This window comes from Variovorax sp. 20P10.2.4, assembly GCF_058244205.1.
Map to the genome: position 1 here is coordinate 1 of NZ_JBZAYE010000394.1, position 7,052 is coordinate 7,052.

Annotated in this window: 8 protein-coding genes; 4 read left to right on the plus strand and 4 right to left on the minus strand. The window is 70.8% G+C overall.

Going from position 1 to position 7,052, the window contains the following annotated elements:
• The coding region (locus AC27VN_RS28045) for an SDR family NAD(P)-dependent oxidoreductase (protein WP_490878652.1) at positions 1 to 173 on the minus strand (173 nt) is incomplete at its 3' end.
• A 50-nt stretch (positions 174 to 223) separates the two neighbouring features.
• Between AC27VN_RS28045 and AC27VN_RS28050 the strand changes: the two genes are divergently transcribed.
• From AC27VN_RS28050 to AC27VN_RS28065, 4 genes are all read left to right on the plus strand, one after another.
• A complete protein-coding gene (locus tag AC27VN_RS28050) occupies positions 224 to 598 on the plus strand; it encodes a winged helix-turn-helix transcriptional regulator (protein WP_093344671.1) in 375 nt (124 codons plus the stop codon).
• 167 nt (positions 599 to 765) lie between these two features.
• A complete protein-coding gene (locus tag AC27VN_RS28055) occupies positions 766 to 2,199 on the plus strand; it encodes a glycerophosphodiester phosphodiesterase family protein (RefSeq protein ID WP_490878648.1) in 1,434 nt (477 codons plus the stop codon).
• A gap of 43 nt (positions 2,200 to 2,242) precedes the next feature.
• The gene (gene trhA / locus AC27VN_RS28060; protein WP_208510737.1) at positions 2,243 to 2,863 is read left to right on the plus strand and encodes a PAQR family membrane homeostasis protein TrhA; all 621 of its coding nucleotides are present in this window, start codon (positions 2,243 to 2,245) and stop codon (positions 2,861 to 2,863) included.
• 107 nt (positions 2,864 to 2,970) lie between these two features.
• Positions 2,971 to 3,414 carry an ester cyclase gene (locus tag AC27VN_RS28065; protein ID WP_490878649.1) on the plus strand — a complete coding sequence of 148 codons (444 nt, stop codon included), beginning with the start codon at positions 2,971 to 2,973 and terminating at the stop codon, positions 3,412 to 3,414.
• 143 nt (positions 3,415 to 3,557) lie between these two features.
• On the opposite strand, the gene AC27VN_RS28070 is transcribed toward AC27VN_RS28065, so the two are convergent.
• From AC27VN_RS28070 to bla, 3 genes are all read right to left on the minus strand, one after another.
• Positions 3,558 to 4,859: a UDP-N-acetylglucosamine 1-carboxyvinyltransferase gene (locus AC27VN_RS28070; RefSeq protein WP_093344681.1), complete on the minus strand. Its 1,302-nt coding sequence runs from the start codon at positions 4,857 to 4,859 to the stop codon at positions 3,558 to 3,560.
• A 51-nt stretch (positions 4,860 to 4,910) separates the two neighbouring features.
• Complete coding sequence (locus AC27VN_RS28075; RefSeq protein ID WP_490878650.1) at positions 4,911 to 6,140, minus strand: MFS transporter; 1,230 nt, start codon at positions 6,138 to 6,140, stop codon at positions 4,911 to 4,913.
• A gap of 146 nt (positions 6,141 to 6,286) precedes the next feature.
• A partial coding sequence (gene bla, locus AC27VN_RS28080) for a class A beta-lactamase (RefSeq protein WP_490878651.1) occupies positions 6,287 to 7,052 on the minus strand: 766 nt, incomplete at its 5' end.

Genomic DNA, 7,052 nt, shown 5'->3' on the forward strand with positions numbered 1-7,052 from the left:
GCATCGGGGGCACTGCGCGCGGTGGCGGCAACGCGCGCGCCGCTCGCGGCGAGGCGACGCACGATGGCCTGGCCCATGCCCTTGGTGCCGCCCGTGACGAGCACGCGGCGGCCCGCGAACTCCGCGGGATCGAACGAGAAAGGCAGGGAGGAAGGCGGATGCATGTCGGTCATGAGAAAGGTCCTTGTTGGCGATGCATCGAGGCTAGGGATACCCTCGGGCCATGACAAGAACGCACGAAGAAGTAAGGCCCGTACTCGCAGGTAACCCCGTCGCCTACACGCCGGCCAGCGCGGCCGCGCAGGTCGAGCGCACGCTGGGCTGGATCGAGGGCCGCTGGAAGCTGGTGATCCTGTTCCAGCTCTTCGGCGGCAAGGTGTTGCGCTTCTCCGAGCTCGAGCAGGCGATACCGGCCGTGTCGCAGAAGATGCTGACGCAGCAGCTGCGCCAGCTCGAGGCCGATGGCCTGGTGCTGCGCACCGTGCATTCGCAGGTGCCGCCGAAGGTCGAATACCGCCTGAGCGACTGGGGCCAGTCGCTGTGCCCGGTGCTCGACGGGCTGCTCCAGTGGTCCGAGGCGCGACCGCGCTTCGACTAGGACACAAAGTCTTCGATGACGCCGCGGTGACGCTCGATGTCACCGCGCTTCGGGCGCATGGACGCCCGTGTTGCTTGCGCGCCCACGGTCACCGTACCGTCATCCGCCAAACCTAGCATCCGCCGGCCTTCGGCACCCCTCAACGCAACGCAACGCGAAACTCCAACATGAAGAAAACAGCCGTTCCTGCACCCGCACCCCGTCCCCTGCGTGCCGCTTTCGTCGCGCTCGGCGGCAGCCTCGTCATCGCCGCCTGCGGCGGTGGTGGTGGCGGCAGCGCCTTCGTTCCCGTCATTCCGCCCGCTCCGGCGCCGGCACCCGCCCCGGCACCGACCCCGCTGGGCACGCTCGACGGCTCGGTGCCCCTGGTGATCGGCCACCGCGGCCTGCCCGGCCTGTTCCCGGAGGAAACCCAGAAGGCCTACGAAGCGGCCGCCGATGCCGGCGCCGATTCGCTCGAGACCGACCTGCACCTGACCAAGGACTGCGTGCTGGTCGCGCGCCACAACCCCTGGCTCAGCGACAACACCGACATCACCGACGTGGCCAAGACCAACGCCACCGTGGCCGCGCGCAAGCGCACCGTGCCCGGCGTGCGCGTCGACGTGACCTACCCGGCGATTCCCGCCAACGGCCCGGCGAAGTACCTGAGCGACCTGACCGATCCCAAGGATCCGAAGTCGGTGCTCAAGTCGCTGGTCGTCGACGGCGAGGACCACACCGGCGACTGGTCGATCACCGACTTCACGCTGGCCGAGCTCAAGCAGTGGATCCACGGCACCACCTTCGACGCGAAGGACGAGCGCCCGACCGAGCTGAACGGCAAGCTGCCGATCCTGAGCTTCCAGGAAGTGATCGACATCATGCGCGCCAAGGCCAAGGCCACCGGCCGCACGATCACCGTGTACCCGGAAACCAAGAACCCGATCTGGAACAACGCCCAGGCGATCGCCAACGGCTGCGGCCCGGCCGGCAGCCACCCGCTGGAAGACGCGCTGCTCAAGGCGATGAACGCCAACGACCTGAACCGCAAGGACGCACCGATCTTCGTGCAGAGCTTCGACCCGGTGAGCCTGAAGTACCTGCGCTCGGCCGGCCTGAAGGCGCGCGCGGTGCAGCTGGTCGACGGCAACGACATCGACTTCAAGACCGGCGAGATGATCTACGTCACCACCGACGACTACACCTTCGTCGACGGCCGTCCCTACAGCTGGACCCTGGCGGGCGACCCGCGCTGGTTCGGCGCGATGCTCACGCCGGCCGGCCTGGCCGAGGTCAAGACCTATGCCGACGGCATCGGCCCGTGGAAGCCGCAAGTGATGGCGCACACGATCGTTCCGTTCAAGACGCCCAACAAGGGCATGGTCGAAGCCAACACGATCAAGCCCACCAGCCTGATCGCCGACGCCCACAAGGCCGGCCTGTTCGTGCACAGCTACACCTTCCGCAACGAGTCGCGCTACCTGGCCGCCGTCTACAAGGGCGACCCGAAGGCCGAGTACCTCGCGTACTTCCGCGCCGGCATCGACGGCGTGTTCTCGGACTTCGCGAACACGGCCTTCGCCGCGCGCCAGGACTACCTGAAGGAAACCGGCCGCTGAGCCGGCACGCGGCAGACTGACCGAAGCAAGCAGGCGGCACACCATGTACCCGGGCGAACGACTCAACGGGTACAGCCACCTGCTCGGCCTGCTGCTCGCCCTGCCGGCGGCCGTGCTGCTGCTGGCCAAGACCCTGCCCACGGGCGACCCGGCGAAGATCGCCGGCTCGCTCGTGTTCTCGCTCTCGGCGGTCGCGCTCTACGCGGCCTCCACCCTGTTCCACAGCACGCGCGGCCGGCTGAAGCGCCTGTGGGAATGCGCCGACCATTGCGCGATCTACCTGCTGATCGCCGGCACCTACACCCCGTTCGCGCTGGTGATGCTCGAAGGCGCCTGGGCCTGGGTGCCGCTGCTGGCGATGTGGGGCGCGGCCGCGGTCGGCATCCGGCGCGAGCTGATGGCCGCGCGCGGCGCACCCGTGAAGCCCTCGCTGCCGCTGTACATCGGCATGGGCTGGCTCGCGATCGCCGCGGCCGTGCCGCTGGCGATGCAGCTCGAGGGCGGCGGCCTCGCATGGCTGCTGATCGGCGCCGTGCTCTACACCGCGGGCACGGTCTTCTACCGCAACCGCCGCGGCTTCCGGCATGCGCATGCGGTGTGGCACCTGTTCGTGCTCGCGGGCACGGTGAGCCATTACGTGGCGGTGGGCTGGTTCGTGCTGTAGCGCGGTCGCGAGGCGCGCGCGGCTTCGTCAATGACCGCGGCGGTCATCGCGCCGCGCGAGCTCGCGGCGACACACTGGCCGCCCGCCGTTGCGCTTCACGAGCCCGCATGACCTCCACCACCCCTTCCTCGGCGAGCGAGGATCTCCGCGCCAGCTTCCTCGCATTCCGCCACACGGTGTTCGAACGCCACGAATTCGACGCGATCGCCCGCTTCCTGCATCCCGACTTCAGCAGCAGCTCGCCGATGCTGCGCGGCCGCGGTCCGGCCATGTACGCGGACTTCGCGCGCCTGCTGCTCGCAGGCCTGCCCGACCTGCGGCCGCTCGAGCAGGTGGTGCTGGTCGAGGGCACGCAGCTGATGGCGATGACCCGATGGGCCGGCACCCACACCGGCAACTTCCTCGGCGCGCCGCCCACCGGCCGCGCGCTGCGCTTCGCGACCGCGGACCGCTACGAGACGCAGGACGGGCTGCTGCTGCGCCACTGGGACGTGGTGGACCGGCTCGAGGCCTCGATCGAGGCCGGGCTGCTGCGGCGCGCGGCGCCGTGAAACACGGCGGCCGGAACGCTCACAAGGTGTGAAGAAACCGTAGCGAGCGCCCCGAGGTCGCGCCGAGGACCGCAGCCGTACTCACGTACGGTGAGGACCGCAGGTGCGAGATCGGGGCGCGCAGTAGGTTTATTCACACCTTGTCACTCCTCGCTGGTCCACTCCACCTGCACGCCCAGGCTGCGCAGGTTCTCGACGAAGCGCGGGTGCGCGCGGCGGATCGGCGTGGCGTTGCGGATCTCGGAGCGGCCCTCGATGCTCGAGGCCACCATGAACAGTGCGATCGCCACGCGGATGATGTAGGGGCTCTCGACCACCGCGGGCACCAGCGGGGCGCCGCCGAAGGTGATGAGCCGGTGCGGGTCGGACGAGAACACGTGGGCGCCGAACTTCGAGAGCTCGCCGGTCCAGCCCAGCGCGCCGTCGTAGACCTTGTTCCAGAACATCGCGTTGCCCTGCGCGCGCACGCCCAGCGCGATGAAGATCGGCAGCAGGTCGACCGGGAAGTACGGCCAGGGCGCGGCCTCGACCTTGGTCAGCACGTTGGCGGTGAACGGCGTCTGCACCTTCAGCGGCCCCGAGCGCACGGCGCGCGACCAGCCGTCCTCGTGCACGATCTGCACGCCGAACTTGGCGAAGGTGCGGTCGATCAGCGGGAAGTTGGCCGGCGCGCTGTTGCGCACCACCACGTCGCCGCCGGTGATGGCGCCGAGCGCGAGGAAGGTGGTGATCTCGTGGAAGTCCTCGTCGAAGCGGAACTCGCCGCCACCCAGCGCATGGCCGCCATGCACCGTGAGGCGCGAGGTGCCGATGCCGTCGATGCGCGCGCCGATCATGGCCATGAAGCGGCAGAACTCCTGCACGTGCGGCTCGGAGGCGGCGTTGGTCAGGGTCGAGGTGCCCTCGGCACCGACCGCGCACAGCACGAAGTTCTCGGTGGTGGTGACCGAGGCGTAGTCGAGCCAGTGGTCGGTGGGCACCAGGCGCCCGTCGGTGCGCACCAGCAGCGAGCCCTCGGCGCGCTCGACCTGGCCGCCGAAGCTGCGGAACACCTCGACGTGCGGATCGATCTCGCGCACGCCCAGGGTGCAGCCCTTGACGTTGTCCTCGAGCCGCGCCACGCCGAAGCGCGCCAGCAGCGGCGGCACCAGCATGATCGAGGAGCGCATCTCCTCGGGCAACCGGTGGGCGGCGGCGTCGAACACGGTGTCGCGGTGGTGCAGCGCGAGCGTGCCGGTGGCGTGGTCGAGCTGCACCTCGCTGCCCAGCGTGCGGAAGATGTCGAGGATCTTGCGCACGTCGGTGATGTCGGGCACGCCGTGCAGGCGCAGCGGCTCGCGCGTGAGCAACGTGGCGCAGAGGATCGGCAGCACCGCGTTCTTGTTGGCCGACGGCGTGATGCGGCCGCGCAGCGGCGTGCCGCCGTGGACGATGAGATTGGACATGTGTGTGTGGGACCCCTGTGTGGGGTGAATGATAGGCGGCGACAGCCTTCGCTAGGCCTCGTGGCCCGGCGTGCGGCGCGGAATCCAGTGGGCCAGCACGCCGGCCGCGGCGAAGGCGAGCCCGCCCGTGACCGCGATGCCCGCGGCCAGCGAGAGGCTGCCCGCGAGGAAGGACAGCAGCGCCGGCCCGCAGGAGGCGCCGATGTCGGACATCAGCCGCCACACGCCGAGGAAGTGCGCGCGGCCATGGCGCGGCGAATGGTCGGCGCCCAGGGTCATGATCATTCCCGAGCCGATGCCGTTGCCGAAGCCGATGGCCAGCGCCGCGACCAGCAGCGTGGCGGCACCCGTGGTCAGCGGCATCAGCAGCATCGCGAGCCCCATGATCAGCATCGAGGGCACCGCGACCCAGCGCCGGCCCTTCTGGTCCATCACCTTGCCGGCCGGGTAGAACACCAGCATGTCGATGCCGCCGGCCATGCCGTAGATCAGCGAGGCCACCGAGGGCGCCAGCGCGAGGTGGTCGGCCCACAGCGGGATCACGGCCTGGCGCGAGGCGCGCACCGCGCTGACCAGGGTCACGGCGACGCCCAGCGTGAGGAACACGCGGCGGTGGTCGCGCAGGGTCGAGACGATGGTGGGCTTCGCGGGCGCGGCCTGGCCCGGCGGCGCGGGCGGCAGCTCGAGGTCGGGAATGCGCGCGCCCAGGATGGCCGCGCCGGCCACCGCCACGATGCCGAGCACATAGGCCGCCATCAGGCCGAAGAAATGCACCGCGCCGGCCGCCAGGAAGGGGCCGATGAACATGCCGATGCGCATCACGCCGCCCAGCGTGGACAGCGCCCGCGCGCGGTACTCGACCGGCACCGCCTCGCTCATGTAGCTCTGGCGCGCGAGGTTGTAGACCGCCTGCGACATGCCGACCATGAAGCAGCCGAGCGCGAACAGGCCCAGGTGCGAGGTCCACACGCACAGCGCCATGCCGAGCGCGCTCCAGGCGCCGGCCGCCACGATGGCCCAGCGCTCGCCCCAGCGCATGGTGATCATCGAGGCCGGGATGTTGTTGAGCAGCGAGCCGATGCCGATCAGCGCCATCACCAGCGCCGCCATCGGCACCGAGGCGCCGAGCTCGCGCGCCGTGAGCGGCACGATCGGCAGGATCGCGCCCTCCCCGATGCCGAACAGCAGCGAGGGGCCGAAGGCCGGCACCGCGATGCGCCACAGCGAAAACGAGGCCTGGGGGGTGGACGAGGAGGTGGAGACGGCGGGCGGGGACGACATGCGGCGGGGGCTCTGGCTGGATGCCCTGGCCGCGCGGGGCGCGCAAGGCGCGGCCATTGTCCCGCCGATGGCGCGCGGGCGCAGGCGCACCGCGCAGTGCCCGATGGGGCGGGTACGGCATTGCGGCCCCGGGGCAGCGCGGGCGCTCAGCCCCGCATCGCGTTCGCCACGATGCGCACCGCCGAGGCCACCACGTCGTTGCGCGTCTTGGCGCCCTTGTCGCCCGGGAAGGTCAGGTACACCGCGAGCACCAGCGGCGCGCCCGAAGCCGGCCACAGCACGCCGACGTCGTTGTTGGTGCCGTAGTCGCCCGCGCCGGTCTTGTCGCCCACGGTCCAGCCGGCCGGCACGCCGGCCAGGAAGCGCTCCTTGCTGGTGGTGTTGCCGCGCAGCCAGGCCTCGAGCCGCGCGCGCTGGGGCGCGGCCAGCGCATCGCCTAGCACCAGCCGCTGCACGCTGGCGGCCATCGCGGCCGGGCTGGTGGTGTCGCGCGGATCGCCGGGGATGGCGCTGTTGAGCTCGGTCTCCCAGCGGTCGAGGCGGAACACCGTGTCGCCGATGGCGCGCGCATAGGCCGTGACGCCGGCCGGCCCGCCGAGCTGGTGCATCAGCAGGTTGGCGGCGGCGTTGTCGCTGTACTGCAGCGTGGCGGCGCACAGCTCGGCCACGGTCATGCCGTCGGCCAGGTGCTTCTCGGTGATCGGCGAGTTCGGCAGCAGGTGGGCGCGGGTGTAGCTCAGGCGGCGCTCGAGCAGCGCCGGTTCCTGCGCGGTGCCGCGCTGCAGGATCGCGGCCGCGAGCATCAGCTTGAAGGTGCTGCACATCGGAAACAGCTCGTTGCCGCGGTGCGCGATGCGCGCGCCGCTGGCGGTGTCGAGCGCATGCACGCCCAGGCGGCCGCCGCAGTCGCGT

Coding starts and splice junctions, on each gene's coding strand:
- AC27VN_RS28050 (WP_093344671.1), top strand. CDS start 224: ATGACAAGAACGCACGAAGAAGTAAGGCCCGTACTCGCAGGTAACCCC.
- AC27VN_RS28055 (WP_490878648.1), top strand. CDS start 766: ATGAAGAAAACAGCCGTTCCTGCACCCGCACCCCGTCCCCTGCGTGCC.
- trhA (WP_208510737.1), top strand. CDS start 2,243: ATGTACCCGGGCGAACGACTCAACGGGTACAGCCACCTGCTCGGCCTG.
- AC27VN_RS28065 (WP_490878649.1), top strand. CDS start 2,971: ATGACCTCCACCACCCCTTCCTCGGCGAGCGAGGATCTCCGCGCCAGC.
- AC27VN_RS28070 (WP_093344681.1), bottom strand. CDS start 4,859: ATGTCCAATCTCATCGTCCACGGCGGCACGCCGCTGCGCGGCCGCATC.
- AC27VN_RS28075 (WP_490878650.1), bottom strand. CDS start 6,140: ATGTCGTCCCCGCCCGCCGTCTCCACCTCCTCGTCCACCCCCCAGGCC.